The organism is Actinosynnema sp. NPDC023587, assembly GCF_040640215.1.
Classification (GTDB): Bacteria; Actinomycetota; Actinomycetes; order Mycobacteriales; family Pseudonocardiaceae; genus Actinosynnema.
Genome location: NZ_JBFABG010000007.1, coordinates 69,584 through 96,145, shown reverse-complemented (window position 1 = coordinate 96,145; position 26,562 = coordinate 69,584). Strand labels below are relative to the sequence as shown.

The following is a 26,562-nucleotide window of genomic DNA, read 5'->3' as shown; positions in this document are numbered from 1 at the left end:
CGACCTCGCCGGCGGCGGGCGCGGCGGCGACGCCTCCGACCGGCTGCTGGTCGGCTGGGACGTCACCGCGTCGTCGGAGTACCTGGAGGGCGTGCTGGACGTGCTGCGCCGCTACCCGGTGCCCGCGCTGAACGGCCTGCCCGCCGCCGACGCGATCAGTCCGGGCGCGTGCCAGGTGGTCGACATCAAGCCCGGTCTCGGCGTCGAGCCGATCCCCGCGCTGCCGGCGGACGCCGGCGGGAGTGGCTCGCGGGCTGAACCGGGAACCGCCCACCTGGTGGAACTCCCGACCGGCGCGCGGCACCGGCTGGGAGGATCGGGCACGTCGGCGCGCGGTCACCGGACCCGCGCCGCGGACCGCTGGAGGAGTGCCGTGCCGCTGCCCGACGAACCGCTGCGGAAGCTGGGTTTCCTCACCATCGGGCTGTTCGACCCCCGGGACCCGCGCCCCGGCCACGAGTCCACGCTGGAGATCATCCGGTTCGGCGAGGACCTGGGCTTCGACAGCGCGTGGGTGCGGCACCGGCACCTCCAGCACGGCATCTCGTCCCCCGTCGCGGTCCTGGCGGCGGCGTCCCAGCGGACCAGCCGCATCCACCTGGGCACCGCCGTCATCCCGGTCGGCTGGGAGAACCCGCTGCGCCTGGCCGAGGACCTGGCGACGGTCGACCTGCTCTCCGGCGGCCGGCTGAACCCGGGCGTCAGCGCCGGCCCGCCGGCGCACCTCGACCGGGTCCGGGAGGCGCTCTACCCGGACACCGCCGACCGGCAGGACTTCGGCCACGACCGGGTCCGGCGGCTGCTGGGCTTCGTGCGCGGCGAGCGCGCGACGGACTTCAGCGGCACCGAGGGCATCGAGGTGTTCTCCGACCGGGTGCAGCCCCACGCCGAGGGGCTGGCGGAGCGGATGTGGTACGGCGGCGGGAGCACCGCCTCGGCGCGGTGGGCCGGCGAGAACCGGGTGAACTACCTGACCAGCAGCGTGGTGAAGGCCGAGGGCGACGCGGGGTTCGAGGAGATCCAGCTCTCCCAGATCCGCACGTTCCGCGCGCACCACCCGGACGGCGGGAAGGCCCGCGTCTCCCAGGGCCTGGTGGTGATCCCGACCGACACGGCGAGCGCGGAGCAGAAGGCGAAGTACCACGACTACGCGCGCGAACGCCTGCCCCGCACCGCGTCCCCGCAGGGGCCGGCGCGGTTGCTGTTCGCGCCGGACCTGGTCGGGCACTCCTCGGAGATCGCCGGCCGGCTGCACGCCCACGCGGCGTTCCGCGAGGTGGACGAGGTGGCGTTCGCCCTGCCGTTCACGTTCGAGCACGCCGACTACGTCCAGATCCTGACCGACATCGCCACCGCCCTGGGCCCCGCGCTCGGCTGGCGGCCCGCCACCTGAGCCGCCGGGTCAGGGGCGGGGCCGCCAGCGCTTCCACAGGGCGCTCGCCTCGGCGCGGATCTTGCCGTCCCACACCAGGGACACGTCGACGGTCATCCGCGCCTCGGACGCCTCGGTGACCACGGCCCGCAGCTCCACCGGCTCGTGCAGCGGCGACGGCCGCAGATAGCGGACGTCCAGCCCGGCCGTCACGTAGGACAGGGCGGCGTCGCCCAGCGGTCGCCACCCCCGCGCGTCGGCCTCCCGCATGACGGCGGCGGCGCTGTGGCAGTCCAGCACCGTGCAGATGATGCCGCCGTTGAGGTAGCCGAGACCGTTGTCGTGCGCGGGCCACGGCGTGAACGTCGCGGTCACCACGCCGTCGTCGCCGGGGTAACTGCGCAGCTTCAGCCCGTCGGCGTTGGCGTGGCCGCAGCCGAAGCACGGGAGGTCCGGGTACAGGCGTTCCTGGATGCTGGTCACCGGCCCACAGTAGGCACGCCGGTCGACCGGGCCGCACGGCGGGGAAGCCGCCGGACCTCACGCGGTGCGGCCATCCGGGTACGTCCGGTGAACCGTACAGCGGCACGTGCTAGTGTGACGTGTGCCCCGACGCGCCGACCGGTACGGCTGTCGCCGTCGGCCGGGCGCTCGCGGGACCAGCGGCTTCGCAACCCAGTCCCCGGAGGAAGTCTTCCCATGTTCAAGCGGATGCTCAGCGCCTTCGGCGTCGGCGGCCCGTCCGTCGACACCGTGCTCGACTCGCCGCACGCCACGCCCGGCCAGGTGATCACCGGCCAGGTGCGCATCCAGGGCGGCAGCGGTGACGTCGTCGTCGACCAGATCGTGCTCTCCCTGGTGACCAGGGTCGAGGTCGAGCACGGCGACCACGAGTTCGCGGGCAAGTCGGAGTTCCTGCGGGTCCCGGTGGCCCACGGCGTCCGGGTCGCGGCCAACCAGCCGCTCACCGTGCCGTTCCAGGTCCCGATCCCGTGGGAGACCCCGATCACCGCCGTCGGCGGGCACCAGCTCCCCGGCATGACGGTCGGCCTGCGCACCGAGCTGGTCATCGCGGGCGCGCCGGACAAGGGCGACCTCGACCCGGTCGTGGTGTCGCCGCTGCCGTCGCAGGACCGCGTGCTGGACGCGTTCGGGCAGCTCGGCTTCCAGTTCCGCGGCGCGGACGTGGAGGCCGGCCGGATCCACGGCGTGCACCAGGAACTGGGCTTCTACCAGGAGATCGAATTCTTCCCGCCGGCCCAGTACGCGGGTCGGCTCAACCAGGTCGAGCTCACCTTCGTCACCAGTCCGCACGAGCTGGTCGTGGTGCTGGAGGCGGACAAGCGCGGCGGCGCGTTCAGCTCGGGCGGCGACTCGTTCGGCCGCTTCCACGCCTCCCACCAGGACGCCCTGCGCACCGACTGGGCCTCGGCGATCACCGGGTGGCTCGCGCAGATCGTCGAGCGCGGCGGCCACTCCGCGTTCGGCCACCAGCAGGGCTACCAGCAGCACGGCTACGACCAGCACGGCTACGACCAGCACGGGCACCACGGGCGGCGCGGTCCGGGCATGGGCGGCGTCGTCGCGGGCGCGGCGGCCGGCGTGGTCGGCGGGATGGTCCTCGGCGAGGTCGCCGAGGACTTCTTCGAGGACGACGGCGGCGGCGAGGAGTGACGCCGGACGGGGTGGGCCGCGCCGGAAAACGGGTCGCGCGGTCCGCCCCGACCGGAGATCATCGGGGGATGGCGGACACGGGGGAGCGGGCCGTCGTGCTCGTCACGGGCATCCAGGCGGCCGGCAAGTCCACGGTCGCCCAGCTCCTGGCCGAGTCGCTGCCCCGCTCGGCGCACGTCCGCGGTGACGTGTACCGGCGCATGGTCGTCGGCGGGCGCGAGGAGATGGGCCCCGACCCGTCCGGGGAAGCGCTGCGGCAGTTGAGGTTGCGGCACGACCTGGCCGCCGCCACGGCGGACGGGTACTTCGAGGCGGGCTTCACCGCCGTGGTGCAGGACGTGGTGCTCGGCGAGTTCCTGCCCTACCTGGTCGACCGCATCCGCAACCGCCCGCTGCTGGTCGTCGTGCTCGCGCCGACACCGGCCGCGATCGCCGTGCGCGAGCGGGGCCGGGCCAAGCGGGCGTACGACGAGTGGACGGTGCGCGCCCTGGACCGGGTGCTGCGCGAGGAGACCCCGCGCCTGGGCCTGTGGCTGGACACCTCGTACCAGACCCCCGAGCAGACCGCCGCCGAGATCCTGGCCCGCTGGTCGGAGGCCGTGCTCGACTGAGCGGCCCCGGGCTCGCCGAGGCGGTCGGCGCGGGGCCGGTCGGCGGACGCTCCGGCCGTCAGCGGACGTGCACGCTCCCGCCGAACTCGCTCACCACGAAGCCGCCCGGCGCGATCCACCCGATGCGCTCACCGGCGCAGTGCGAGTCGTGGAAGACGACCACGATCCGGTCGGTGCGGTTCTCGACCATCAGCGGGGTCGTGGTGTTGGGGTAGCAGCCGCTCGGGTCGCGGTACTCCTGCTGCCCCACCTTCAGCACGCCCTGTGCCGCCGACGCGGCCGGAGCCGTGACCAGACCAGCGGTCATCACCGCCGCCACCACTGCGGTCACGCCCGCCGCCGCGACCAGTTCCCGTGCCACCATCGCAGAACACCCCTTCTCGGTCCGTGTGCGACCTCAGCGTTTCCGGCCGGACCGGCGTGCCGCGCGGATTTCGGCCCCTCGTCCCTCCACAGGGCGCGATCTCACTCGATCCGGTGGGTCACGCGCAGGGGGTGGTGACAGGTGGTCACCGGCCGGACCGCTGGGCGGCCCGGCCGCGCGAGGTGCTGTACTGACCCCGTTTTCCGCCGGAGGGGGAGGTCGTCAGTGGCTCGGATCCAGGTGCGTCCCGGGATCGACCCGGAGCAGCCGGACAGGCCCGTCGTGGTCGTCATCGTCGACCCCGGCGGTCCGCTCGGCGAGCGGGCCGTCAACAGCCTGTCGAGCTACTGCTACGAGGGTGACGGCGTCCTGTACCTCTCCCAGACCGACGGTTGGGCGGAGACCTCGCTCGCCGGTGACCGGCTCACCGTCGCCGTCGTCGCCCACCCGGCCGCGCTCAAGCAGGTCGACGTCGACCCCGGGCTGTTCCCGGTCCGGTCGGCGGCCGACCCGGACGCGGTGGTGGTGCTGCGGGTGGAGACCCGGGTCGACCCCCGGGTCTTCGCGCGGGCGGGCGCGGGCGCGGCGGTGTTCGCGCTCGGCCCGGACGAGTCGCTGGAGGACGCCCTCGCCGAGGAGGCGTGGCCGATCGTGGTCGCGCCGCCGCCGGAGCGCTGACCTCGGGAGGTCGGGGCCGCCGCGCCGGGACCTGCACGAGCTTCGGCAGGCCCGCGTCGGTGCCCGCCGCGCCGACCCGCGTGCTGAAGGTCAGCCACTGGTCGCTCGCGTCCAGCGCCGGGTGTCCGACGGGCTCACCGGGTCGACCCAACGCGGCGCGCGCTTCCCGACGAGGCAGCCGGCCCTTCCGCCGGTGAGCCGTCGACCTGGTCGACGAGTCGGCCGTCCCGGACCTCCACCACGCGGTCCACGGCGGACAGGTGCGCCCGGTCGTGGGTCACCAGGACGGTGGCCGTCGCCTGGCGGTGGGTGAGGCGCGTGATCAGGTCGATCACCGCCGCGCCACGCTCGTGGTCGAGCGCGCTGGTCGGCTCGTCCACCAGCAGCACGGTCGGCCGGTTCATCAGAGCGCGGGCGATGTTCACCCGCTGGCGCTGGCCGCCGGACAACTGGTGCGGGCGGCGGCCGGCCAGGTCCGCCATCCCGACCGCGTCCAGCAGCTCGACCGCGCGCGGTCGCGCCGCGCCGGGGGACCGGCCGTCGAGGTGGGCCATCACCTGGAGCTGCTCGGCGGCGGTCAGCGACGGGAGCAGGTTGGGCTGTTGGAACACCGTGCCGATCGCGCGCCGGCGCAGCGCCGCCAGCTCGCCCCGGCCCAGGCCGGTGGTGGTGACGCCGTCGACGGTGACCGTGCCCGCGTCCGGCGTGACGAGGGTGGCGGCGACGGCCAGCAGGCTGGACTTGCCGGAGCCGGACGGGCCCACCACGGCGGTCAGGGTGCCGGCCGGCACGTCGAGGCCGACCCGGTCGAGCGCGGTCAGCCGGCCGTCGCCGTCCGGGTAGGTGAGGGTGATGTCGCGCAGGACGAGGCTCATCGGGTCGCTCCCAGGGCGGTCAACGGGTCCACGGAGGTGATCCGGCGCACGGCCAGTGCCGCGCCGGCCGCGCCGAGCAGCACGGTCACCGCCGCCGGCAGCAGCACCGTCGCGGGGGTCAGCAGGAACGGCACGGCCGACCCGGCCAGGGCCGCGCCCGCCGCGACCGCGAGGCCGGTGCCGATCAGCGTGCCGCCCGCCAGCACGACCACCGCCTGGCCGAGCGCGTCGCGCAGCAGCCCCGCCGTGGACGCGCCGAGGGCCTTCAGCACCGCGACGTCACCGCTGCGCTGGATCGTCCACACGGTGAAGAACGCGCCGATCACCAGCGCCGAGATGGCGAACAGGAACCCGCGCATCAGTTGGAGCGACCCGTTCTCCGACGCGTACGAGCCGATCCCGGCCAGGGCGTCGCCGGTCGGCACGGTGTGCGTGCCGAGTGCGGCGTCGGTCGAGGTGAGGTCCGGGGCGGTCGAGGTGGTGGTCAGGGCGATCACCGTGGCGGCCTGGGCGTCGGGTGGCGCGGCGAGCCGCCAGGTGTCCACAGTGGCCCAGACCACGGGGGTGTGGCTGTACCAGGAGTCCCCGCGCACGGCGGTCACCACCAGCGTGCGGCCCGCCAGGGTGACCGCGTCGCCGGCACCCGCGCCCAGCGCGTCGGCCGCGCCCGTGGACAGCAGGACCGAGCGGTCGTCGCCCACCGGTGCCAACCCCGACCCGGGCCGGACCCCGAACACGGTCACCGCCGCGTTCCGCGCGCCCGACGCCTTCGTCGTGGCCACGCCCAGCGGTTCGGCCGTCCGCACGCCCGGCGTCGCCGCCCACCGGCGCACCTGCTCCTCGGTCACGGTGGAGTCCGCGAACGACACCGCCGGCACCGACTCCGCGCTCGACGACTCCGGACCCGACTCCGGACCCGACTCCGGCGCGCCGAACGCGATCAGGTCCGCCGGCAGCTCCTCGATCCCCGACACGTTCTGCCTGCCCAACCCGGCGGTCAACCCGGACAGCAACCCCACCAGCAGGGTGAGGAGCACGATGACGGCCCCCATGAGCGCGAAGCGCCCCTTGGCGAACCTGAGGTCTCTCCAGCCGACGAACATCCCGCCCTCTCCTCGAACACCGGTGACGTGCTCCCACCATCGCCCGGCAGGGGGGTGCGCGGCATCGCGCGCGGGATCGGACTCCGCGCGTCGCGAGGAGGTCGCGGAGGTCGAACTTTCGGTTGATGCCGGTCCCCGGGACCTCGCCTACCCTGGGCGGTGCTCATGGACAACACCCGCGTCGCGCTGGCCTGGTGCCTGCACCTGCTGGTCGTCGGCCTCGTCACGTTGGCCGCCGTCCGGGCGACCGCACCCGGACCGGTGGTGGTCGCGGCGCTGCTGGCCGTCGTCTACGCGGCGGGCGTGGTGGTCCCGGGGGTCGGCCGCTCGCGCCGGTCGGCCGGGTGGTGGCTCGCCGCCGTGTGCGCGGTGTGGGTGGCGCTGCTCGTGCTGACCGCCGACGCGGTGTGGGTGGCGTTCCCGCTGTACTTCCTCCAACTCCACCTGCTGCCGCGCCGCGCGGGCGTGCCGGCCGTCGCCGCGACCGCGCTCGCCGCCGTCACCGCGTTCGGCCTGCACCAGGGCCTCACCCCGGCCGTCGTGATCGGACCGGTGCTCGGCGCGGCGGTCGCGGTCGCCGTCGGCTGGGGCTACCGGGTGCTCTACCGGGAGAGCGAGCAACGCCGGCGGCTGATCGAGGAGCTCACCGCCACCCGCGCCGACCTGGCCGAGGCCCAGCACACCGCCGGCGTGCTCGCCGAACGGGAGCGGCTGGCCCGCGAGATCCACGACACGCTCGCGCAGGGCCTGTCCAGCATCCAGCTCCTGCTGCGCGCCGCCGAGCGCATCCTGCCCGACCGCCCCGAGGACGCCGCCCGCCACGTCGTCCGGGCCCGGCACGCGGCCGTGGACAACCTCGCCGAGGCCCGCCGCTTCGTGGCCGCGCTCAGCCCGCCCGCCCTCGACGGCACCACGCCCGCCGGCGCGCTGGCCCGCCTGTGCGCCGCCACCGGCACCCCGACCACCCGCTTCCACCTGGCCGGCCGACCGGTGCCGCTGCCCACCGCGCACGACGTGGCGCTGCTGCGGATCGCGCAGTCGGCGCTGGCCAACGCGGTCCGCCACGCCAACGCCACCACGGCGGAGGTCACCCTCGACTACCGCGCCGGCGAGGTGGTGCTGGAGGTCGCCGACGACGGCGACGGCTTCGACCCGGCGGCACCGCCCGAACCCGACCCGGCCTCGGGCGGGTTCGGGCTGGCCGCGACGGCGGCCCGGGTGCGCTCGCTCGGCGGCACGCTCACCGTCGACTCGGCACCGGGGCGCGGCACCACCCTGCGCGCCCGGCTCCCGACCCCGGAGGCCCACCCGTGAGTTCGAAGGACCCGCTCGTGCGCCCGGAAGACCCATCCGAGACCCCGCAAGACCCGCCCCTGACCTCGGAAGGCCCGCCCGTGACCCCGATCCGCCTGCTGCTGGCCGACGACCACCCGGTGGTCCGGGCGGGTCTGCGCGCCGTGCTGGAGACCGAACCGGACCTGGTCGTGGTGGCCGAGGCGGCGACCGCCGAGCAGGCCGTGGCGCTGGCGGCGGAACTGGACGTGGACGTCGTGCTGATGGACCTCCAATTCGGCGCGGGCATGAACGGCTCCCAGGCCACCGCCGCGATCAGCGCCCGGCCGGACGCGCCCCGCGTCCTGGTCGTCACGACCTACGACACCGACGCCGACACGCTGCCCGCGATCGAGGCGGGCGCGACCGGCTACCTGCTCAAGGACGCCCCGCCGGAGGAGCTGGCCGCCGCCGTGCGCACGGCCGCCGCCGGTCGCACCACCCTGGCCCCGACCGTCGCCGACCGCCTGGTGAACCGCCTGCGCACGCCCGGGACGGCGCTGACCCGGCGCGAGGCCGAGGTGCTGACCCTGGTCGCCGAGGGGCTGTCCAACCACGCCGTCGCCGAGCGGCTGGACCTCACCCTGGCCACCGTGAAGTCCCACCTGGTGCACATCTACGCGAAGCTGGGCGTCGACTCCCGCACCGCCGCCGTGGCCACCGCCACCGCACGCGGCCTGATCCGCCGCTGACCCGCTCGTCCACACCGACGGTCCCTCGCGGGCCGGGCGGAATGGCCAGTTGCCCGTGGTGCGGGCCGAGCCCGAACGTGCCGGTCGTGTCCGCTCCGTACGGCAGTGCCCGGTCCACGGTCCGTCCGTCTCCGTCACCCTCTGCGGTTCACGACCCCCGGTGGTCGCCCCGGCATCGGCGGTTCGATCACGCCGTGACGCCGTTCTTCGCCAACCACCGCCGCGCGCCGTCCCCGGTCGCCCGGTAGACGGCGTTCGCCACCCGCTGCCCCCACCGCGACCGTGGGCCGCCGTAAGGCTCCCCGCCTCCCTCCGGGCAGCACACCACGATCGCGTCGCTCGGCGTCCCCGTGCCGCGCACGCCCGCGTCGGCCAACGCCTGCGCTTTCGCCTCGGTCGCCGTGACCACCGTGTTGACCAGCGCGCCCTCGTCCAGCCCGACCGGCACCCAGCACACGGTGTTGATCGTCCCCGGCGTCCCCGGCGTCCAAGGCCCGGTCCCGGCGGCGGACGCCGCGACCACCGGGTGGCTGAGACCGACCGTGGCGACGCACTCGACGCCTTCGTCCACGCCCGTCGCGAACTCCGCCACCACCACCGCCGCCGTCACCAGCCCCGACCCCGGGCCGGTCAGCCCCCACGACCCGGCCAGCGCGGTGACGTGCGCCACGGGGTCGCGGTGGTACTGGTCGTCCACCTCGACGTTGACCACCCAGCGGCACGGCCCGACCCCGCCGCCGACCACCGCCGTCGACACCGCCCGCACCCCGTCCGGGAACGACCACGCCAGGGCCGGCCGCCCGTCCTCGGGCTGGACCAGGACACCGGGCGGCACGATCGTGATCACCCGCCGCACGATACCGACGCCCGCCGCCGGTCGAGGTCAGCCCAGTTCGGCGTAGAACGCCCGGATGTCACCGACCAGGACGTCGGTCGCCTCGTGCGCGGCGTAGTGGCCCGCCGCGTCGTTGGCGCTGCCGTCCTCGTCGGTGCCGTAGGAGTTCCAGCGCACGATGGCGGCGTGGTCGCGCTCGGCGAACCGGCGGATCGACTGGAAGTCCCCGGCGAACCCGGCCAGCGCGGTCGGTGTCGTGGTCGGCCCGGTCGGGCGGTCGGTGTGGTGGGCGTCCTCGTAGTAGAACCGGATCGCGGAACCGCCGGTGCGGGTCAGCCAGTAGATCGCCACGTTCGCCAGCACGAAGTCGTCGTCGAGCGATTCACCGAATAGCTGCGCATTCCAGCCGAGCAGGCCCACCGGCGAGTCGGCGAGCGCGAACGCCAGCGTCTGCGGCTGCTGGCTGTGCAGCGCGTTGAAGGAGAACTTGTTGGCGTAGAACCACTCCAGGTGCTTCAGGGCGGCCAGGTCGGCTTCGCCCAGGCCCTCGAACTCGGCCGGGTCGCCGGAGGGGAACGAGAAGAGCTGGGTGACGTGCACGCCGATCACGCCGTCCGGGTCGAGCCGGCCGACCTCGGGGGACACCATCGAGCCGCCGTCGTTGCCGACCGCGCCGTAGCGCCGGTAGCCCAGCCGGGCCATCAGCTCGACCCACGCGCGGGCGGTGCGGTGGGTGCCCCAGCCGGCGCCGCGCGTCGGACCCGAGAAGCCGAAGCCCGGCAGCGACGGGATCACCAGGTGGAACGCCGGGCCGTCGTCGGCCGGTTCGGTGAGCGGACCGATCACGTCCAGGTACTCGACCACCGAACCGGGCCAGCCGTGGGTGAGCACCAGCGGGGTGGCGTCCGCCCGGGACGAGCGGACGTGCAGGAAGTGGACGTCCTCGCCCTCGATCTCGGTCACGAACTGCGGGTGGGCGTTCAAGCGGGCCTCCAGCGCGCGCCAGTCGAACCCGGAGCGCCAGCGCTCGGCGAGCCGCCGCACCCGGCTGCTCGGCACGCCGTACGCGTCCGCGACCCCCGGCAGCTCGTCCGGCCACCGCGTCGCGTCGAGCCGGCGGTGCAGGTCGTCCAGGTCGGTCTGCGGGACGTCGACGCGGAACGGGCGGATGGCAGCGCTGGTCATCGGGGCTCCTTTAGAACGGAATGTTCTGTTCCGTTTCACCATAGCGGAGCGGAACGATCCGTTCCAGTGCTATTCTGGTCACCATGCCGTCACCGACCGAAGCCGGCCTCTCCGGCCGCCGCCAGCAGGCCGCGCACAACGACGAGGCCATCCTCACCGCCGCGCGCGAGGTGTTCCTCAAGGACCCGAGGTCGCCGATCGCCGACGTCGCCAAGCGCGCGGGCGTCGGGATCAGCGCCCTCTACCGCCGGTACCCGAGCAAGGACGAGCTGCTGCGCACGCTCTGCCACGACGGGCTGCGCCGCTACCTCGCGGAGGCCGAGGCGGCGCTGGCGGAACCGGACGGCTGGGTCGCGCTCACCGGCTTCCTGGCCGGGGTGGTCGACGCCGACGTGCACTCGCTGACCGTGCACCTGGCCGGCACGTTCACCCCGACCCCCGAGCTGGGCGCGGACGCGGAACGCGCCGGCCGGCTCGCCGACGAGATCGTGGAACGCGCGCGCGCCGGCGGGCGGTTGCGGGCCGACGTCGTCGTGCAGGACATCGGTCTGGTGCTGGAGGGCTGCGCCGCGATCCGCCTGCCGGACGAGGGGCGGACCGCCGAGCTGCGCCGCCGGGTGCTGGCGATGATGGTCGCGGGCCTCGCCCGCACCGACGGCCCGGACCTGCCCGGCCCGCCCCCCGCGCCCGGCGAGTTCGGCGGGCGCTGGCGGAAGCGGGCGTGACCCGGCCGCCGGGTCGGCGGAGGTGGCCCGGCCGGGTCAGCGGGCGTCGGCGGAGGTGACCCGGCGGCTGTAGGGGACCGCGTCGACCAGCGTCACCCGCACGGTCGCGCCGTTCGGCACCACGTACGTGCGCTGCTCGCCGCGCCGCGCGCCGTCCAGCGCCGTCCCCAGCGGCGAGCCGGGGGAGTAGACCTCGACCTCGCCGTGCCCGGCGTCGCGCACGCCCAGCACGAACGTCTCCACCTCGCCGGTGTCGTCGTAGCGCACGGTCAGCACCATGCCCGGCTCGGCGACGCCGTCGTCCGGCGGGTCCTCGCCGACCACCGCGCGCGCCAGCAGGTCGCGGACCTCGCGAATCCGGACCTCCCGCTGCCGCCGGGTCGTCGTGACCAGGTCGTCGTCGGCGCGCGGCGCGGGCAGGGCGAGCAGCTCGGCCAGTTCGGCGCGCAGCCGGGCGTGGGTCTCGGGGGTCAGCCAGTCGGTCATGGTGTGCTCCGGGAAGTGCGCCGTCAGGGCGGCCGGGGGGCCCGCCCTGACGGCGGTGGGGTCCGTGGTCGCCGGGTGATCTGTCGGCTCCGACCCCCACGGACATGGGGGAGTGGTCAGCGGGACATCGGCCCGCGCCGCCGCAGCAGCGCGTCCATGTCGTGGGCGTAGCCCGTGGCGATGCGCACCAGCACGTCGCGCTGGGCCCGCAGGAAGGTGTTCTCCGAGCGCAGCCACGTCAGCTCGGCGCGCTCGTCCGGGGTCAGCCCACCGGTGAATCCGGTGCGGGTGGTGTCCACGGCGGTCACCGCAGCGGGTCGAACTCGCGCAGGGCGTCCGGCGTCTTGCCGGTGGTGACCTGCTCGGCCAGCAACCGCCCGGTGACCGGGCCGTGCGCGAGGCCCCACATGCCGTGCCCGCCCGCGACGTAGACGTTCGGCGCGCGGACCGCGCCGATCACCGGCCGCCCGTCCGGGGTCACCGGACGCGGCCCCACCCACACGTCGGTCCGCTCGTCCCACCGGACCCCGCGCAGCAGCGGCCGGGCCGACGCGACGACCGCGTCCACGCGGGCGGTCACGCCCGGCGCGTCCGGATCGCGGAACTCCATGGTGCCCGCGACCCGCAGCCCGCCCTGGTACGGCGTGCACGCCACCCGGACGTCCGGCAGGTAGACCGGACCCGGCACCTCGTGCTCCACGGGCACCGTGAACGAGTACCCGCGACCCGCCCGCACCGGCACCTTCACGCCCCAGCCGCGCGCCAGCTTCGACAGCCACGCACCGGTCGCCACCACGGCGACGTCGGCGGCCACGGCCTCGCCGTAGCGCGGGTGGACCGTGACGCCCTGGCTGTACGGGCGGACGCTGGCCACCTCGAACAGCCGGACGTCCGCACCGCGAGCCACCACCGAGCGGGCCAACGCCTGCACGAACCCGCCGGGGTCGACGTACCGCTGGCCGTCCACGCGCACGCCCGCCGTCAACGCCGGGGACGCCAGCGGAACCTGCTCGCGCAGCTCGTCCGCCGACAGCACGGCGTGGTCGACCGGCTGGCCCTGCCCGGCCATCCGCCGCAGCTCGCGCAGCAGGCCCTGCGCCTGGCGGGCCGTCTGGAACCCGGCGGTGATCGGCGCGTCGACGACGGGCGCGGTCACGCCGTTCGCGGTGAGCACGTCGAACGCCTCGGCGCACTCGTCGTTGAGCGGCAGGTTGGCCCGCACCGCCCGGTTCCACGACGACCAGCGGCAGTGCGCCGCGAACCGGGCCAGGAACCCCCACAGCGCGGGGTCGGCGGTCAGCGGCACGTGCAGCGGCGCGGTCGGGCTGAGCAGCGACCGCAGGCCGTAGCGCAGCACGGACGGCTCGTTGAGCGGGATCGCCAGGCCCGGCGCGAGCCACCCGGCGTTGCCCCAGGACGCGCCCGCCGCGATCCCGGTGCGGTCCACGATCGTCACCTCGACGCCGCGCTCCTGGAGGAACCACGCGGTGGACAGGCCCACGACACCCGCCCCGACCACGACGGCCGACCTCGGCCCGCCGTCGATGCGCCCGACCATGACCACCTCCAGGACTCCGGTAACCCGCTCCGGACACCAGGATGGACCGACCGGTCGGGTGGGGTGCTGTCCGTTCCCTACACCTCGGGGTCGGGTTCTTGTCCGTTCCGCACAACGGGGTCGTCTTCGGCAGCCAGCGCGATGATCAGCGCGAGCCGCTTGCGGGCGTCGTCGAGGTCCAGGCCCGCCACGCCGGCCATCTTCCGCAACCGGTTGCGCACGGTGTTCTGGTGCACGCCCAGCCGAACGCCCGCCTCGGCCGGATCGCCCTGCGCGGCCAGCCACGCCCGCAGCGTCGCGGTGTACCGGGTGCCGTGCTCGACGTCGTGCCGGCGCAGCTCGGCCACCGGGCCGCGCGCGGGCGTCCGGCCCGCTTTCGCCGCCGCCCGCAGCCGCTGGAGCAGGATGTCGTCCCACGACTCGTCGTAGGCGGGCGGCGGGTCGTCCGGGGTGCGCGACTCGTGCAGGGCCAGGCACTCGTCGGCCTCGCGGCGCGCGGCGGGCAGGTCGACGGCCCGCGCCGTGCCGCCGATCCCGGCCCACACGGTGACCTGCGCGGGCAACGCCGAGCGCAGCGCGGCCACCCACTCCCGCGCCGGGGACGCCTGCTCGCCCGGCAGCACGGTGTAGAGCGAGGTGCCCGCGAGCGCGCTGCGGCCCGGCCGGGACCAGCCGAACCCGGTGGTGGCCCGCTCGAACGCCAGCAGCAGCGCGGCGTGCCGCTCGTCGGCGACGTGCGCGCGGACCGCGATCACCCGCAGCGGACCCGGCGGCAGACCGAGCCTGCTGACCACGGTCGCGGCGTCCACCGTGCCCTCCAGCAGTTGGCTCACCAGGTCGGATTCCACCTGGCGCTCCAGGTCCGCGCTCGCCCGCGAGCGCAGCAGGTGCAGCGCGACCGTGCGCGCGCCGTCCGCGAGCGCGGTGCGCCGCACCCCCGTCAGCGGCTCCGGGCACGTCGCCCACACCGACCCCAGCGCCTCGCGCCCGGCCCGCACCGCCACCACCATCCGGCCGGACAGGCCGTGCGCCGGGTCCGGGGGGACGAACAGCGGCTCGTCCGACGACGCCAGGTGCGCCACGACCCCCTGGGCGTCGAACAACTGCCGCAGCGGCTCCGGGGTCCGGCGGCCGAGGATCGTCGCCGAGCGCGCCGGGTCGGCGTGCTGCTGGAGGCTGGAGTAGGCCAGCACCCGCGACCGGCGGTCCTCGATGGTCACCGCGCCGCCGACCGCCGCCGCCAGGCTGTCCGCCAGCGCGAACAGGTCCGTCGGGCCGCGCCCGGACTCGGTCTCCCGGCCCTCCAGCACCAGGCCGTAGACCACGCCGGCCAGCTCGCTCCACGAGACGGCGGGGTCGACCACCAGCACCGCCACGCCCTGCGCCTCGCCGACCACGGCGGCCTGCCGGTCGTCGGTGCGCACCAGCACGACCGACGCGCGGGCCGCCGCGCCCCACGCCACCGCCTCGGTCACCGAGGCCGCGCCCACCGCGAGGAACACGTCACCCGACGCGGGCCGCCCGTCGGCCGGGTCGTGCACCGCCACGCTGCGCAACTCGGCCGAGCGCGGCACGGGGCAGCAGCTCAACCGCACCCCGTAGCCGCCCAGCACGTTCACCAAGCGGTCCAGCCTCACCATGAGCAGCCCCCGTCCCGACCAGCCACCCACGGTAATCGCGGCGCGCGGGGTGCCGCCCGGCGGACGCGCCCCGGGACTCGCCCGGTCGACCGTCCGCGATCTACAGTCGGGTCGGCCGGACCGGACGTGCGGTCGGGCACGTCGAGGAGGTGCCCGGGTGTCCGACCCGTCACGACCGGAGAGCCATCCCGTCACGAGGGTGCTGCGCCTCGCGCTGGTCGTCGTCGGGGTGGCGTGGCTGCTGGTCGTCGTCACGTCGATCGCCGACCAGCCGCGACCGGGCGCGGCCGACGGCCCGGAGCTGGCCCGGTCGCTGGAGGAGGCCCTCAACGCGCGGGACGCGGAGGCCATCGAGGCGCTGGTGGGCGGTCCGGTGTCCGAGGACGCCGGCGCGGTCGCCGAGTTCCTGGCGGGCCAGGCCGAGCTGCCGCACGACGGGCCGTGGCGGGTCGAGGTGCGGGACCGGACCGTCGAGGTGTCCGACGACGGGGGAGCGCGGGTGCGGTTCACGGCGGTGGAACACGCGGGCCGGTGGCAGGTCAACCCGGTCGGCCTGCTCGCGCCGGGGCGGTGATCGGACCCGGCGCGCCCACCGCGTGATCGGCCAGTGGGCGAACAACGCCGGCTCGTCGCGGCCCGCCGGCAACGCCCCGCACCCGGCCGACGCCCACGCTCTGTCCACAGTGGACGGTGACAGGGTCGCCGGCAGGCGGGAGCGGGACCACCGGGGGCGCACCACGCTCGTCGGGGTTCGACCCGCCGCGCTGGCACCGGATCGCGTTCGACGCCGGCGGCCTGCCGGACCGGTCTCGTGCGAGGCCGCGCCGAAGCACCCGCACAGCTCCGACGCGCCGGAGGTGACCCGCCGGCCCGAACGCGAACCGGTGCGCCGCCGAGGGGTGACCTCGGCGCGTTCCGGGTACCCGGTGGCCAGGCCGCCCGCGAACGCGGGCGCATCCCCGGCCGGAACCGGCGGCGGCCCCGAGGCGGGTCGTGCCGGTCAACCGCACGCGGACGTCGCCCGGACCGCACCGCGCGGGCCGGGCCCGAGCCCTGGCGAGACCTGGAGGAGGCACACGAGTGGTCGACCACGACAGCCCGGTCCCCGGCGGCACCACCGCCCGCGAGGGTCACCCCGGCGAGAAGACCCCGGGCACGAGCACCTACCTGGGGGTCTACCTCAACGACCACCTGGTGGGCGCGTCGGCGACCGTCGAACTCGCCCGCCGGGTGGCCCGCACGCACCCCGAGCTGCGCGGCCTGGCCCGGTCGATCGCGGAGGACCGCGTCGCGCTGCTGCGGATCATGAAGGAGCGCGGTGTTCCCGTGCGGGGGCACAAGGTCGCGATCGGCCGGCTCGGCGAGCTGGTGGGCCGGCTGAAGCCGAACGGCGCGCTGGTCACCCGCTCGCCGCTGAGCGACCTGGTCGAGCTGGAGGGGCTGCGGCTGGGCATCGAGGGCAAGGCCGCGCTGTGGCGGGCGTTGCGCACCCTGCCGGACTCCGACACCTACGAGCGCCTCCTGGAACGGGCCGAGGCGCAGGCGCAACGGGTCGAGGCGCTGCGGATCGACGCCGCGTCCGGCGCGCTGTCCGCGCGGACCGATCGCGGTGGCGTGGAGGTGTCCCGGAAGTTCCTCGTCCGCACGCCACCCGAGGCGGTGCACGAGTACCTGCGCGACTTCGCCCACGCCGAGGAGTGGGACCCGGGCACGGTGTCCTGCACGCCGCTGGAACCCGGCCCGGTCAAGATCGGTTCCCGCTGGGACAACACCTCGAAGTTCCTCGGCCGCCGGGTGGAGCTGGTCTACGAGCTGACCCGCGACGACCCCGACCACCTCCAGTTCGTCGGCGCGAACCGCACCGCGACCTCCACCGACGACATCACCATCGCACCCGGACCGACTCCCGGCACCAGCGAGATCGGTTACCGGGCGCACGTGGAGTTCCACGGCCTGGCCCGGTTCGGCGCACCCCTCGCCCGACTCGCGCTGGACAAGCTGGCCACCGAGACCGAACGCACCCTTCCCCGCGCGCTGGGCGGCGAGGTCCAGGACTGAACCCGGCCGAAGGCGGCGCGGATCACCGGTACGACACCGGAATCCGCGCCGCCTTCGCCGTGTCCGGGGCAGGTCCGCTCACCGGCGGTGAGCCCGGTCTTCATCGTCACGATCAATTCAGTGAATATTGATTATCGGTCGTCAAGCAAATCCGCCGCCCGGCGGCCGACCGTCCACAATGGCCGGTGCTCTTCGGGCGGCGGGCTTTGTGCCGGTCCGGTTCGCGCCGGGCACGTGAGTTCCGCCGGGACTTCGCCGAGATCGGCCGCTGCCCCACGGGCCGGGTTGTAGAACCTCAGTTGAGCGGTGCGTGCCGCGCGACGTGGCGCTTGCGACGGCGGTAGGCGCGTTGTTGGCAGGCGTGCGAGCAGTACTTGCGAGGCCGCCCCCGGGTGTGGCGGACCACGGGCAGAGCGCACGCCTCGCACACCGCCGGGGTTTCGTCGAACGGCGCGGGCCGGTTTTCATCACGCACCGGTGACGATTCCCCCGGTGCGATCCCGATCGCCGCGCGGGCCGCCGCGACGAGGTCCTGGTCTTCCGCACGACCGCGCGGCGTGCGGGACACGAGTTCCCCGTCGAGGTACCGGCACTGGGCCAGATCGTCGTCGGTGCACCGCAGGAGGCTGCGCAGGTAGTCGTGCGCCGCCTGGAGCTCGCCCATCCGCCGCTGCAACCTGGCCACCTGCTCCCGGACCGCCCCCTGCCAGGTGTGCAGGTCGCCGCTGCCGGAGGCGACCACGGCCGCGTCGTCCAGCAGCATCCCGCCGGTCACGCAGCACAGGTAGGCCAGCCCGATCCGGCGCAGGTCGTGATCCCGGTAGAGCCGCCGGCCGCCGTCGCGGTCGGGCGGGGCCAGCACGCCCTGCTTCTCCCACCACCGCAGGGTCGACGGGGCCAGGCCGTAGAGGGCGGCGGCTTCGCCGATGCGCACCGAAGTCTCGTCCATGCACACCATTTGACATCAAGGCGACTTGAGGCTGCAAGCTTAGCCTAACCTAACCCGTTGACGCAACAAGGGGTTGGCGGCCACTGAACGTGATCGGAATGAGGAGGTCCATGACCGCCATCGACACCGGGTCCCCACCGCACGTGCACGGGCCGGGACACGGGCACGGGCACGGACACGGGGCACCGGCCGAACCCGCGCCGTCCGCCCGGATGCTGCCCCTCGGCGAGACCGCCCGGATGCTGCGCCCGGTCCACGCCCAGTTGATCACCTGCGCGCTGCTCTCCGGGGTGGCCGGCGCGGCCGGCATGGTGCCGTTCGTCGCCATCGCCGAGATCGCGCGCGCGGCCTTCGCCTCGCCGGCCGGGGTCCAGGCGGTCAGCGGCACGATCTGGACGTGGGTCGTCGCCGGCGCGGCCTGCGCGCTGCTCCGGCTCGTCCTGCTCGGCTTGTCCACCCACGTCGGCCACAACGCCGACGCGGACATGCTGAACGCCCTGCGGCACCGCATCGTGAAGCGGCTCGGCGTGCTGCCGCTGGGCTGGTTCCGCGCCGCCGGCTCCGGCCGGGTCAAGCGGGCGATGACCGACGACCTGGAGGAGATGCACGAGCTCTTCGCGCACGCGCTGGGCTCCATGACCGGCGCGGCGGGCGCGGTCGCCGTCGGCGTCGGCTACCTGTTCTCGGTGGACTGGCGGATGGCGCTGGTGACCATCGCGGTGCCCGCGCTCGGCATCCTCAGCTACCGGCTCGCCATGCGCTCGACCGGGCCGCAGATGACCCGGCTGATCGTCGCCGAGGGCCGGATCAGCGCCGCCACCGTGGAGTACGTGGACGGCATCGGCGTGGTCAAGACCTTCGGCGGCACCGAGGGCCGGGTGCTCGCCCGGTTCGCCGAGGCGCTGGACGAGCACACCGCGGCCTACCGGGACTGGGTGTCGGAGGTGCGCACCAGCTCGGCGATCAGCCGCGTCCTGGGCTCGGAGATGACGATCCTGGGCGTGGTCATGGCGGCCGGCCTGGCGTTCGTCGCGGCCGGCGGGCTCGGCCCCGCCGAGCTGCTGCCGTTCCTGGCCGTCGGCGTGGGCCTGCCGACCTCGCTCAACCCCCTGGTGCACGGCGGCCAGGGCATCCGCGTCGCCCGGCGGGCGGCCGGCCACATCGCGGGCCTGCTGTCCCGCGCGCCGCTGCCCGAGGCGACCACCCCGCGCACCCCGCTGGGCAACCGCCTGGAGTTCGCCGACGTGTCCTTCTCCTACGGCGGCACGACCGAGGCGCTCTCCGGCGTCAGCGCGGTGTGCGAACCGGGCACCGTGACCGCCGTCGTCGGGCCGTCCGGCGCGGGCAAGACCACGCTGGCCAGCCTCGTGCCCCGGTTCTACGACGTCACCGGCGGCTCGATCAGCATCGGCGGCGTGGACATCCGCGACATCTCCTCCGAGCGGCTGCTCTCCTCGATGGCGCTGGTGTTCCAGGACGTCGCGCTGCTGCGCGACACGGTCACCGAGAACATCCGGATCGGCCGGCCGGGTGCCACGCCCGAGGAGGTCCGCCAGGCCGCCAAGGCGGCCCAGGTCCACCACGTCGTGGAACGGCTCCCGCAGGGCTACGACACCGTGCTGGAGGGCTCCGGCGCGGGCCTGTCCGGCGGCGAGCGGCAGCGGCTCACCATCGCCCGCGCGATCCTGGCCGACGCGCCGATCGTGGTGCTCGACGAGGCCACCGCGTCGCTGGACCCGGACAGCGAGACCGCCGTGCAGGACGCCCTGGCCGAACTCGTCTCCGGCAAGACCCTGATCGTGATCGCCCACCGGCTGCACACCATCGCCGGCGCGGACCAGATCCTCGTGCTGGACGGCGGCCGGCTGGTCGAATCCGGCACCCACCGCGAGCTGCTGGCCCGCGACGGCCGGTACACCCGCATGTGGCAGGCCCAGCAGAACGGAGACTCAGCATGATCCGCCGGCTCCTCCGGCTGTGGCCCACCACCGGCCTGCTCGTCCGCACCTCGCTGCTCACCGCGGTCCTGGCGGTGCTGCAAGGACTCCTGCTCGGCCTGCTGGTGCCGATCCTGCGCGCCGTGCTCCGCCCCGAACCCGACTTCGCGGCGGCCACGCCGTGGCTGGTGGTCGGCGCGGTCGGCCTGGTCGGCTACGCGGTGCTCAGCGTCTACGCCGAACCGGTCGGGTACTCCGCCGCGATGAAGCTCGCCGTGCTGCTGCGGCAACGCCTCATGCGGCACGTCACCACGCTCCCGCTGGGTTGGTTCAGCGCCGACCGCAAGGGCCAGTTCGTCCGCACCGTCACCAACGTGACCGGTGTGCTGTCCCAGTTGACCGTGACCGTCGGCGCGCCCGCGATCAGCGGCCTGCTCGTGCCCACCACGATCGTGGGCGTGGTGTTCTTCGTGGACTGGCGGCTGGCCCTGCTGCTGCTGGCCACCCTGCCGGTCGCGGTGCTCGCGCTCGGCAGGTCCAAGCGGGTCGTCGCCGAGGTCTCCGACGACATGGAGGTCGCCGCGAACGAGGTGGCCTCGCGGGCCATCGAGTTCGGCCGCATCCAGCCCGTGCTGCGCGCGGCGGGCCCCGGCGGCGCGGGCGAGGCGCGGATGCGCGAAGCGCTGGACGACCACCGCTTCCGCTACCGGCGCGGCCTGCGCCGGATGCTGTTCCCGGACCTGTCCTACGCGGGCGTGGTGATGGCCGGGTTCGTCGCCGTGCTGGTGCTGGGCGTCCGGTTCCTGCTCGCCGGGTCCCTGCCGCCGGCCGACACGATCGCGCTGCTGGTGCTGGCCGTCCGGTTCCTCGAACCGCTCGGCGGGATGATCGACCACGCGTCGGGCCTGGGCGCGATGGACTACCTCGCGCGGCGGGTCGAGGACGTGCTGCGCACCGCGCCGCTGCCGCCGGGCGAGCACCCGGTGCGCGAGCTGGAGCACGGCGGCATCGAGTTCTCCGACGTCACCTACGCCTACGGCGACGGGCAGCGGCCCGCGCTGGCGGGCGTGTCGTTCCAGTGCCCGCCGGGCACCACCACGGCGCTGGTCGGGCCGTCCGGGTCGGGCAAGACCACGGTCACCCGGCTGATCGGCCGGTTCTTCGACGTCGACGCGGGCAGCGTCCGGATCGGCGGTGTCGACGTCCGCGACCTCGACCCGGCGACGCTGATGGACGCGATCGCCATCGTGTTCCAGGACGTGTACCTGTTCGACACCACGATCGAGGAGAACCTCCGCATCGCCCGCCCCGGGGCCACGGCGGCGGAACTCGCCGCCGCCGCGCGGGAGGCCCGGCTCGACGAGGTGGTCGAGCGGCTGCCCGACGGCTGGCAGACCCGCGTCGGCGAAGCCGGTGCGCAACTGTCCGGCGGTGAGCGGCAGCGCGTGTCGATCGCGCGCGCGTTCCTCAAGAAGTCCCCGATCGTGCTGGTGGACGAGGCCGCGTCCGCGCTCGACCCGGAGAACGAGGGCGCGGTCGGCGACGCCATCGCCGCGCTGACCGGGGACCCGACCCGCACGGTGATCGTGATCGCCCACCGGCCGGCCACCCTGGCCACCGCCGACCGGGTCGTCGCGCTGGAGGACGGCCGGGTCACCGAGACCGGCGCGCCGGAGCGGCTGCGCGCGGCGGGCGGCACCTTCGCCCGGCTCTACGAGCAGTACGAACGGGCCCGGAGCTGGCACATCGACGCGGCCCGGTGACCACGTGAGCGCCGCCGGACGCGAACCCGGGTGGGGGTGACATGCGACTGCTCTTCGCGAGCCTGGCCCACCACGGCCACGTCTTCCCGCTCGTGCCGCTGGCGGTGGCCGCCGTCCGCGCGGGCCACCGCGTCGGCTACGCCACCGGCGGCGCGCTGCACCCCGTGCTGGCCCGCACCGGTCTGGAGCCCGTCCGGGTCGGCCCGACGCTGCCCGAGGCGTTCGAGCGGGTCGGCGGCGGGGACTTCGGCGAGCGCGTGCGGCGCGGCGAGCTCTCGCCCGACCAGATCGCGGTGCACGTCGCCGAGGTGTTCGGCTCGGTGCTGCCGCGCCGCTTCCTGGCCGACCTCGAGCCCGTGCTGGCCCGGTTCCGGCCGGACCTGGTGGTCTACGACGCGGTGTGCGTGGGCGCGGGCGCGGCGGCCGGCCGGGCGGGGGTACCGGCGGTGGCGCACGGCCTCGGCCACCGCGACCTGACCGCGCTCACCCCCGAGTACGTGGCGCGGGTGGGGGAGTTCGCCGCCGAGGCCGGGGTCGCGCCGCCCGCCGGGGCGCGCACCCCGCTCGGGCACACCTACCTCGACGTCTACCCGCCGTCGATGCAGGACCCCGACTTCGTCGCGCACGCCGACCGGATCGTGCTGCGCCCGGTGGCCTTCGCCCCACCGGGCGCGGCACCACCCCGGTTGCGGCTGGCCGACCGCCGGCGACCGCTGGTGTACCTCACGCTCGGCACCGAGGCCGGCGCGGACGACGGTCACGGCGTGCTCCGCGCCGCGATCGACGGACTGTCCACACTGGACGCCGACGTGCTGGTCGCCACCGGGCCGAAGCTGGCCGTGGCGGACATCGGTCCGGTGGCGGCCAACGTGCTGCTCGAACAGTGGGTGCCGCAGGCGCGGCTGCTGCCGCACCTCGACCTGGCCGTGCACCACGCCGGGGCCGGCACCACGCTCGCCGCGCTGGGCGCGGCGGTACCGCAACTGGTGCTGCCGCGCGCGGCCGACCAGTTCGTCAACGCCGGAGCGCTGCTGGCGGCCGGCGCGGCGGAACGGCTGCTGCCCCACCAGGTGTCCGCGTCGGCGGTCGCCGCCGCCGCCGACCGGCTGCTGACCGGGGTGTCGGTGCGGCTCGCGGCCGAGCGGATCGCCGCCGAGATCGCGACGATGCCCTCACCGGAGGCGGTGGCGGCGATCCTGCCCGGCCTGGCCCGTCAGCCCCCGGGGCGGACCGACAGGGTGTGACGGAACACGTCGAGCGGGTCCCACGCCTCCTTGACCCGCTGCAACCGGGGGTAGTTCCCCTTGTAGTACAGGGTGTGCCACGGCACGCCCGAGGTGTTCCACGCCGGGTCGGCGAGGTCGGTGTCGGGGTAGTTGATGTACGCGCCGTCGCTGACCTCGCCGGGCACCGGGACGCCGCCGGTGTCGGCGTAGACGTCCCGGTAGAACCGGCGGATCCAGTCCAGGCACGCCGCGTCGTCCGCGTCGTCCCGCCAGGTGGCCGTGTAGACCGCCTTGAGCACCGAATCCCGTTGCGCCAGCGCGGTGTCCCCGGGAGCCACGGTGTTCACCCGGCCGCCGTAGGACATCAGCCACAGCGCGCCGAACTCCATCCGGTCGTCGGGGGTCGTCAGGTGGTCGTAGGCGGTGTCGACCTGAGCCGGGGTGAGACCGCGGCGCAGGTACCCGGCTTTGCCCTTGTAGCGGTCGTGCTCGGCGGCGCGTTGGCTGTCGGCGTCGACCACGGGCGGCACCATCGTGTACAGCCACGGCCGGGGACCGTCGGTCAGCCGGGTCCCGCCGAGCCCGCCGCACACCTCGCCGAAGAACGCGTCCAGCAGGCCGCGCGCGTCCGGCAGGTCCGCGTCCAGCAGGCCCGCCACGACGACGTCGTCCGGGCCGTCCGCCGACCGGCGGCGGGAGATCGTGAGCCGGCCCGCCAGCGCCGCGTACGGCGAGTCCGGCGCGCTGTGCCGCTCGTGCCACTCGCCGTAGCCGCGCACCAGCCGCCGGAACGACTCGCGGGGCAGGTCCCGCCACGGCCACCGGGTGATCCCGGCGATCAGCCGGGCGGGCGGGTGCGGCAGCAGCGCCGACGGGTCGTCGCCGACCGCGCCGGGGGAGCGCAGCCAGTAGCGCGTGACCACGCCGAAGTTCCCGCCCCCGCCACCGGTGTGCGCCCACCACAGGTCGTGGTTCGGGTCGGCCGGGTCGCGCGAGGCCCGCACCGCGCGGGCCCGCCCGTCCGCACCCACCACGACCACCTCGACCGCGTCGAGGTGGTCGACCACCGACCCGAACCGGCGCGACAGCACGCCGTAGCCGCCGCCCTGGATGTGCCCGCCCGCGCACACCGTGTGCCCCCACCCGCCGGGGATCGTGACACCCCAGCCCAGGTAGAGCTGCCGGTAGATCTCGCCGAGCGTCGCGCCGGGCTCCACGGCGAACGCGCGGTGCGCCGGGTCGTAGCCGATGCCGGTCATCGACGCCAGGTCGAGGATGACCCCGCGCTCCTCGCCGACCGAGTTCTCCATCGAGTGCCCGCCGCTGCGCACCGACAAGCGCCGGCCCGCCGCGACCGCCTCCTCCACCGCCGCCACCACCTCCGGGGTGGACCGGGCCACCCGGAAGTAGTCCGGTCGGTGCGCGAACCGCTCGTTGCGGCGGCGCAGCGCCAGGTCCTCGTAGCGCGGGTCGCCGGGCGGGATCGCGCGGCCGGCTGCGGTCGTCACCGCTCCTCCTCGGGGTCGGGGGCTCCGGTCACACGGGTTCGCGCGGCATCCACGACGGCGGCGCGCCCTCCGTGTTCAGGCCCTTCTCGATGAAGACCAGGTTGCGGTAGAAGTGGATCGCGGAGATCGCCAGGTCCGTCGAGGACGGACGGTAGGTGGCCGGGTCCTCGAACTCCGGGTGGTGCAGCCCGTCGAGCAGCTCCTTGAGCCTGCCCATGACCGTGCCCGCCGCGTCCGGGCCCGGCACCGCGCCGCCGAAACCGGGCCAGTAGGTGGTGTGGAAGTCCTCGATCACGTACAGGCCGCCGTCGCGCACGTGCGGGAACAGCGCCTCGAACGAGGTCAGCACGTGGCTGTTGACGTGGCTGCCGTCGTCGATCACCACGTCGAACGGCCCGACCCGCTCGGCCAGGTCGGCCAGCACCGCGCGGTCGCCCTGGTCGCCGCGCACGGTCTGGATGCGGGGTCCGCGCACGGTCTTCTCGTAGAGGTCCAGCCCGACCACCAGCCCGCGCCGGAAGTACCGCTGCCACACCCGCAGCGACCCGCCGCCCGCCTCCGGGTCGTCGTACCCGCCGATCCCGATCTCCAGCAACCGGATCGGCTCGTCGACCAGGTGCCGGAAGTGCGCGGCGTAGTGCTCGGTGAACCAGTGCAGGAAACCCCACTTGTCCGAACCGAAGCGGACCGACAGCTCGCTCAGGTCCGGCGGTGTCGCGGAGACGGCGGCGATCACCGAGTGGATGGCCTCGGCGTAGGCGCGCTGGGCCAGGAACAGCTCGTAGGTGTCCTCCCTGGCCCCTCGGCCGGGCAGCCGCAGCAACGATTCGACCTGCCGGGTGATCCCGCCGCGCCGCGCCGCCGGACCGTAGAGCGCGGTGACCAGATCCGCCGCCTCGTAACGGATTCGCGCGCCCGGCTCGCCCTCGCGGCCGGGTCGCGCCGACAGCCGGCCGCCGGTGAACGACAGCGTGTGCGCCACGGACTCGCCGGCGCGGTGCAGCTCCAGCAGCAGGTCCACGGTGACCTCGGCGGGCGGGGCGACGCGCGCGAGCAGCTCGTCGAGGACGGCGGGCGCAACCTTCTCCAGCGAGAGCTCGTCGATCAGCCGCCCGACGTCCTCGGGCGCGCCACCCGCCGCGTGCAGCAGGGATTCGGTGGTGTTGCGCGGTGATCGCTTCGGCATTCGGTCTCCAGACGTCGACTGCGCCGGTCTCCGCACCGCGGTGCGGTGAACGTCACCAGCCTGCCGAGCGCGCGCGGGACAGTCTCTGCGGTGGTACCGAAGTCTTGTCACCACAAAGCCCGCCGCCCGGTCCACCGTTGCGCGGGCCGCGCCCGACCCGCGCGGCGGAGAACACCGCTCGGCGCGCACCGACCTGACCGGCCGGTGGACGCTGCTCATCGGCGGCCGGGTCGCCGCGCCGCGACGGGTGCGCGGTGGTGGGCGGTGCGGTGCAGTGGTGGGCGGTGCGGTGGTGGGCGGTGCGGTCCGCAGTGGACCCCGTTCAGCCCTTGCCCATGGCGCGGCGGATCTCGTCGAGCTTGGCGCGGGCGGCCTCGTCGCGGGCGGTCCGCTGGGCGTCCAACGCCTCGACGTCGGGGCCGGTGCCGCCGAGACCGGCCAGTTCGACCTCGGCGGGCGCGGTGTGGGCGCGCCGCTCGATCCGGTCGCGGACGTAGTCGAAGCTGGGCACGCCGTCGGCGGAGTAGTCCGGGGTGAAGGCGGGCGGCCCGACGTGGGCCGGGGTGGAGGTGGGTGCGTCGACGATCTCGGCGTCCACCACGGTCGGGTCGTCGCCCTGGGGCGTGGTCATCGTCTGCTCCCTCTGCCGGGCACGGGTCCCCTCCCAGGGTAGACGGCCGTACCGCGCCGGAACCGGCGGCGGGCGACGCGGCCCCCGCCGTGCCGTGCGCCGGTGACCGCGCGCCGCGACGTCACCTGGAGGAGTGGGGTGCGGCCGGTCGGGCTGCGGGAACGGCGGGTCTCC

General features: G+C 75.1%; 26 protein-coding genes. 12 read left to right on the top strand and 14 right to left on the bottom strand.

What is annotated here, in order from left to right:
• The first annotated feature begins 373 nt into the window (after positions 1-373).
• Positions 374-1,393 carry an LLM class flavin-dependent oxidoreductase gene (locus AB0G01_RS20190; protein ID WP_360948130.1) on the top strand — a complete coding sequence of 340 codons (1,020 nt, stop codon included), beginning with the start codon at positions 374-376 and terminating at the stop codon, positions 1,391-1,393.
• 9 nt (positions 1,394-1,402) lie between these two features.
• Here AB0G01_RS20190 and AB0G01_RS20185 read toward each other — a convergent pair whose 3' ends face one another.
• Complete coding sequence (locus tag AB0G01_RS20185; RefSeq protein ID WP_360947580.1) at positions 1,403-1,855, bottom strand: PaaI family thioesterase; 453 nt, start codon at positions 1,853-1,855, stop codon at positions 1,403-1,405.
• 216 nt (positions 1,856-2,071) lie between these two features.
• Between AB0G01_RS20185 and AB0G01_RS20180 the strand changes: the two genes are divergently transcribed.
• Positions 2,072-3,046 carry a sporulation protein gene (locus AB0G01_RS20180; protein ID WP_360947579.1) on the top strand — a complete coding sequence of 325 codons (975 nt, stop codon included), beginning with the start codon at positions 2,072-2,074 and terminating at the stop codon, positions 3,044-3,046.
• A 68-nt stretch (positions 3,047-3,114) separates the two neighbouring features.
• Positions 3,115-3,657 (top strand): AAA family ATPase, encoded by a 543-nt coding sequence (locus AB0G01_RS20175; protein WP_360947577.1) that lies wholly within the window; start codon positions 3,115-3,117, stop codon positions 3,655-3,657.
• 58 nt (positions 3,658-3,715) lie between these two features.
• On the opposite strand, the gene AB0G01_RS20170 is transcribed toward AB0G01_RS20175, so the two are convergent.
• A complete protein-coding gene (locus tag AB0G01_RS20170) occupies positions 3,716-4,021 on the bottom strand; it encodes a hypothetical protein (RefSeq protein WP_360947575.1) in 306 nt (101 codons plus the stop codon).
• 225 nt (positions 4,022-4,246) lie between these two features.
• Here AB0G01_RS20170 and AB0G01_RS20165 point away from each other — a divergent pair, with 225 nt between their 5' ends.
• On the top strand, positions 4,247-4,699 hold the full coding sequence (locus AB0G01_RS20165; RefSeq protein WP_360947573.1) for a hypothetical protein: 453 nt from the start codon (positions 4,247-4,249) through the stop codon (positions 4,697-4,699).
• Positions 4,700-4,833: 134 nt separating this feature from the next.
• Here AB0G01_RS20165 and AB0G01_RS20160 read toward each other — a convergent pair whose 3' ends face one another.
• On the bottom strand, positions 4,834-5,574 hold the full coding sequence (locus AB0G01_RS20160; RefSeq protein ID WP_360947571.1) for an ABC transporter ATP-binding protein: 741 nt from the start codon (positions 5,572-5,574) through the stop codon (positions 4,834-4,836).
• Positions 5,571-6,677, bottom strand: coding sequence for an ABC transporter permease (locus AB0G01_RS20155; RefSeq protein ID WP_360947569.1), 1,107 nt, complete (start codon positions 6,675-6,677; stop codon positions 5,571-5,573). Before AB0G01_RS20155 ends, AB0G01_RS20160 begins: the two co-directional genes overlap by 4 nt.
• A gap of 165 nt (positions 6,678-6,842) precedes the next feature.
• Here AB0G01_RS20155 and AB0G01_RS20150 point away from each other — a divergent pair, with 165 nt between their 5' ends.
• Positions 6,843-7,991, top strand: a complete 1,149-nt coding sequence (locus AB0G01_RS20150; protein ID WP_360947567.1) for a sensor histidine kinase — start codon at positions 6,843-6,845, stop codon at positions 7,989-7,991.
• 80 nt (positions 7,992-8,071) lie between these two features.
• Positions 8,072-8,701: a response regulator transcription factor gene (locus AB0G01_RS20145; protein ID WP_360947565.1), complete on the top strand. Its 630-nt coding sequence runs from the start codon at positions 8,072-8,074 to the stop codon at positions 8,699-8,701.
• 187 nt (positions 8,702-8,888) lie between these two features.
• Here the strand turns inward: AB0G01_RS20145 and AB0G01_RS20140 are convergent, their stop codons facing one another.
• Both AB0G01_RS20140 and AB0G01_RS20135 read right to left on the bottom strand, forming a co-directional pair.
• Positions 8,889-9,548, bottom strand: coding sequence for an adenosylcobinamide amidohydrolase (locus AB0G01_RS20140; protein WP_360947563.1), 660 nt, complete (start codon positions 9,546-9,548; stop codon positions 8,889-8,891).
• Between the two features lie 36 nt (positions 9,549-9,584).
• Positions 9,585-10,721, bottom strand: a complete 1,137-nt coding sequence (locus AB0G01_RS20135) for an epoxide hydrolase (RefSeq protein WP_360947561.1) — start codon at positions 10,719-10,721, stop codon at positions 9,585-9,587.
• 83 nt (positions 10,722-10,804) lie between these two features.
• On the opposite strand from AB0G01_RS20135, the gene AB0G01_RS20130 reads away from it, so the two are divergent.
• Positions 10,805-11,446 carry a helix-turn-helix domain-containing protein gene (locus tag AB0G01_RS20130; RefSeq protein WP_360947559.1) on the top strand — a complete coding sequence of 214 codons (642 nt, stop codon included), beginning with the start codon at positions 10,805-10,807 and terminating at the stop codon, positions 11,444-11,446.
• Positions 11,447-11,482: 36 nt separating this feature from the next.
• On the opposite strand, the gene AB0G01_RS20125 is transcribed toward AB0G01_RS20130, so the two are convergent.
• From AB0G01_RS20125 to AB0G01_RS20110, 4 genes are all read right to left on the bottom strand, one after another.
• Positions 11,483-11,932, bottom strand: a complete 450-nt coding sequence (locus AB0G01_RS20125) for a GreA/GreB family elongation factor (protein ID WP_360947557.1) — start codon at positions 11,930-11,932, stop codon at positions 11,483-11,485.
• Between the two features lie 116 nt (positions 11,933-12,048).
• Entirely contained in the window at positions 12,049-12,231 is a 183-nt protein-coding gene (locus tag AB0G01_RS20120; protein ID WP_360947555.1) for a hypothetical protein, read from the bottom strand.
• Positions 12,232-12,236: 5 nt separating this feature from the next.
• Positions 12,237-13,490 (bottom strand): FAD-dependent oxidoreductase, encoded by a 1,254-nt coding sequence (locus tag AB0G01_RS20115; protein ID WP_360947553.1) that lies wholly within the window; start codon positions 13,488-13,490, stop codon positions 12,237-12,239.
• 77 nt (positions 13,491-13,567) lie between these two features.
• Positions 13,568-15,130 (bottom strand): helix-turn-helix domain-containing protein, encoded by a 1,563-nt coding sequence (locus AB0G01_RS20110; RefSeq protein ID WP_360947551.1) that lies wholly within the window; start codon positions 15,128-15,130, stop codon positions 13,568-13,570.
• 157 nt (positions 15,131-15,287) lie between these two features.
• Here AB0G01_RS20110 and AB0G01_RS20105 point away from each other — a divergent pair, with 157 nt between their 5' ends.
• Together AB0G01_RS20105 and AB0G01_RS20100 are read left to right on the top strand one after the other, a co-directional pair.
• Positions 15,288-15,704, top strand: coding sequence for a hypothetical protein (locus tag AB0G01_RS20105; RefSeq protein WP_360947549.1), 417 nt, complete (start codon positions 15,288-15,290; stop codon positions 15,702-15,704).
• Positions 15,705-16,210: 506 nt separating this feature from the next.
• A complete protein-coding gene (locus AB0G01_RS20100) occupies positions 16,211-17,188 on the top strand; it encodes an SRPBCC family protein (protein WP_360947547.1) in 978 nt (325 codons plus the stop codon).
• Positions 17,189-17,483: 295 nt separating this feature from the next.
• Here AB0G01_RS20100 and AB0G01_RS20095 read toward each other — a convergent pair whose 3' ends face one another.
• A complete protein-coding gene (locus AB0G01_RS20095; protein WP_360947545.1) occupies positions 17,484-18,137 on the bottom strand; it encodes a MerR family transcriptional regulator in 654 nt (217 codons plus the stop codon).
• Positions 18,138-18,247: 110 nt separating this feature from the next.
• On the opposite strand from AB0G01_RS20095, the gene AB0G01_RS20090 reads away from it, so the two are divergent.
• The 3 genes from AB0G01_RS20090 to AB0G01_RS20080 are packed head-to-tail and all read left to right on the top strand — an operon-like array spanning position 18,248 to position 23,081.
• Positions 18,248-20,095: an ABC transporter ATP-binding protein gene (locus tag AB0G01_RS20090; protein ID WP_360947543.1), complete on the top strand. Its 1,848-nt coding sequence runs from the start codon at positions 18,248-18,250 to the stop codon at positions 20,093-20,095.
• On the top strand, positions 20,092-21,837 hold the full coding sequence (locus AB0G01_RS20085; protein ID WP_360947541.1) for an ABC transporter ATP-binding protein: 1,746 nt from the start codon (positions 20,092-20,094) through the stop codon (positions 21,835-21,837). The genes AB0G01_RS20090 and AB0G01_RS20085 overlap by 4 nt, the downstream gene beginning before the upstream one ends.
• Before the next feature lie 41 nt (positions 21,838-21,878).
• The gene (locus tag AB0G01_RS20080; protein ID WP_360947539.1) at positions 21,879-23,081 is read left to right on the top strand and encodes a glycosyltransferase; all 1,203 of its coding nucleotides are present in this window, start codon (positions 21,879-21,881) and stop codon (positions 23,079-23,081) included.
• Here the strand turns inward: AB0G01_RS20080 and AB0G01_RS20075 are convergent.
• The 3 genes from AB0G01_RS20075 to AB0G01_RS20065 all read right to left on the bottom strand — a co-directional run bounded on the left by AB0G01_RS20075 (position 23,051) and on the right by AB0G01_RS20065 (position 26,388).
• The gene (locus AB0G01_RS20075; protein ID WP_360947537.1) at positions 23,051-24,571 is read right to left on the bottom strand and encodes an FAD-binding protein; all 1,521 of its coding nucleotides are present in this window, start codon (positions 24,569-24,571) and stop codon (positions 23,051-23,053) included. The two genes, AB0G01_RS20080 and AB0G01_RS20075, sit on opposite strands and share 31 nt — an antisense overlap.
• A 28-nt stretch (positions 24,572-24,599) precedes the next feature.
• Complete coding sequence (locus tag AB0G01_RS20070) at positions 24,600-25,757, bottom strand: class I SAM-dependent methyltransferase (RefSeq protein WP_360947535.1); 1,158 nt, start codon at positions 25,755-25,757, stop codon at positions 24,600-24,602.
• A 322-nt stretch (positions 25,758-26,079) separates the two neighbouring features.
• Positions 26,080-26,388, bottom strand: a complete 309-nt coding sequence (locus tag AB0G01_RS20065) for a hypothetical protein (RefSeq protein WP_360947533.1) — start codon at positions 26,386-26,388, stop codon at positions 26,080-26,082.
• Positions 26,389-26,562: the final 174 nt, after the last annotated feature.